General features: G+C 35.4%; 3 protein-coding genes. All 3 read left to right on the top strand.

What is annotated here, in order from left to right:
• The first annotated feature begins 47 nt into the window (after positions 1 to 47).
• On the top strand, positions 48 to 566 hold the full coding sequence (locus H5157_RS20320) for a DUF411 domain-containing protein (protein WP_002963058.1): 519 nt from the start codon (positions 48 to 50) through the stop codon (positions 564 to 566).
• Between the two features lie 133 nt (positions 567 to 699).
• Positions 700 to 1,212 (top strand): DUF305 domain-containing protein, encoded by a 513-nt coding sequence (locus tag H5157_RS20315; RefSeq protein ID WP_010388415.1) that lies wholly within the window; start codon positions 700 to 702, stop codon positions 1,210 to 1,212.
• Between the two features lie 28 nt (positions 1,213 to 1,240).
• Positions 1,241 to 1,972: a MauE/DoxX family redox-associated membrane protein gene (locus tag H5157_RS20310; RefSeq protein WP_002963060.1), complete on the top strand. Its 732-nt coding sequence runs from the start codon at positions 1,241 to 1,243 to the stop codon at positions 1,970 to 1,972.
• Positions 1,973 to 1,993: the final 21 nt, after the last annotated feature.

Genomic DNA, 1,993 nt, shown 5'->3' with positions numbered 1-1,993 from the left:
AGGTTGGAAAATCACTCATATTCACTGGTCTAATTAAGGAGTTAACAATGCGAGTAATCTACATTACCTCAGCGTTTTTTTTATCATTAACTATGTCATTTTCGGCAATGAGTATCGAAAAACAGCATAAAACATCAATAATCTATGAAAATTCAGAAAAACCTGAAATTGAGCTTACCGTTTATAAAAGTAAAAATTGTGGATGTTGTAATAAGTGGATTGCTCATTTGAGTGAAAACAATATTCAAACAAAAGCAATTAACGTTAATGACATGGGGTCGATTAAATCTCAGTATCAAATAAAACCTAATATGCGCTCATGCCATACAGCCGTGTCAGCCGATGGATTTGTATTTGAAGGTCATGTTCCCGTTAAACATATAAAACAGTTTTTATCTGGGCAACACGCTCCGCACATTACAGGCTTAAGTGTACCAGCCATGCCTATTGGCACTCCCGGAATGGAAATGGAGGGTATATTTCACAAATATAATATTGAACTACTCACTGACAACTCAAATGAAGAAACCTACAGATACATAAGTAAATCCAGCGAGCAATTTTAGCCTAACGGCATAATTTTTGATTTAATTGTTAAATACCCATTTTACACAACAGGAAACACTGATTTGTGAGCTTGATAGTGTAAAAATTACTCACATGTAAAAACAAAATACAAAACTTTTAAGGAGCAATACAATGTCACACTATTCAAAATTTTTTTTAATGATAGCAACATCCACAATAACCATGTTTGTATTGATGTATTTGAACACCTACCAACTTAGTCATGTTTATTTTAGTGAAACTCGTACTTATATGGCGCTTTATATGGGAGCCACGATGGCAGTGATAATGCTACTTTTCATGCTCAATATGTATAAAGATAAAAAGAAAAATATAACAGTACTCATTGCTAGTGTTGCCGTATTTGCAGGAAGTTTATTTTTAGTTCGCTCACAAGTGACTGTTGATGATAGCTCATGGATGTCGGCGATGATCCCACATCATTCAATTGCCATACTCACCAGTGACAGGGCAAAAATCAAAGATAAACGCGTTCAAAAGCTTGCTACAAATATAATTGAAGCCCAAGAGCGAGAAATAAAAGAAATGCAATGGCTCCTAAAAGATATAGAGCAAAACGGCATTGCACAAACCAATGCTCAAGCACAATTAAGAGCTGTTCCAGATTTCAATTCAAATAAATAAATAAACCGCATAACATAAGGAGTAAAGCATGAGTAAATCAGCCCAACTTTTTAGAATGGCAACAGATGAGCATATTTGTCCGTTTGGTTTAAAATCAAAAGACCTACTAGAGCGAGAGGGATATACAGTTGATGATCAGCTTTTAACTTCTCGAGAGCAAACAGATGAATTTAAAAAACAACACAGTGTAGAAACTACACCTCAAGCATTTATTGATAATAAACGTATAGGTGGCTACGACGATTTACGTGATTACTTTAATAAGCCACAAGCAGCCCAAGAAGGTACAACTTACACGCCCGTGATTGCGATTTTTTCGGTTAGTTTTTTGCTTAGTGTGGCATTTAGTTTTGCATCGGATAATAGCTTATTATCAATGCAAACCGCTGAACTGTTTGTAGCCCTAACAATGGCAGTGTTAGCAATACAAAAGCTTCAAGACTTATTTAGCTTTACTAATTCATTTATAACCTATGACTTAGTCGCTATGAAAGTAGTCAGGTACGCTTATGTCTACCCATTTTTAGAAGCATTTGTTGGCATTGGAATGATAGCCGGATTACCAGCCTATATTATTGCCCCTATTTCATTATTCATAGGTGGGGTTGGTGCTGTTTCAGTGATAAAAGCAGTCTATATAGATAAACGAGAGTTAAAATGTGCGTGTGTAGGCGGTGACAGTAACGTACCACTAGGGTTTATCTCTCTAACAGAAAACTTATTTATGATAGCTGCCGGTATTTGGATGTTTGTTAGGTAAATAACAGCTTTAATTTAAAAA

It is taken from the genome of Pseudoalteromonas sp. SG43-3 (assembly GCF_014164385.1).
Taxonomy (GTDB): Bacteria; Pseudomonadota; Gammaproteobacteria; order Enterobacterales; family Alteromonadaceae; genus Pseudoalteromonas; species Pseudoalteromonas distincta.
The sequence above is the reverse complement of the archived record's forward strand: the minus strand, read 5'-3'. Positions and strand labels throughout refer to the sequence as shown.

Bases quoted from the DNA above. Each gene is read 5' to 3' on its own strand.
- H5157_RS20315 (WP_010388415.1), top strand. From the start codon at position 700: ATGTCACACTATTCAAAATTTTTTTTAATGATAGCAACATCCACAATA.
- H5157_RS20320 (WP_002963058.1), top strand. From the start codon at position 48: ATGCGAGTAATCTACATTACCTCAGCGTTTTTTTTATCATTAACTATG.
- H5157_RS20310 (WP_002963060.1), top strand. From the start codon at position 1,241: ATGAGTAAATCAGCCCAACTTTTTAGAATGGCAACAGATGAGCATATT.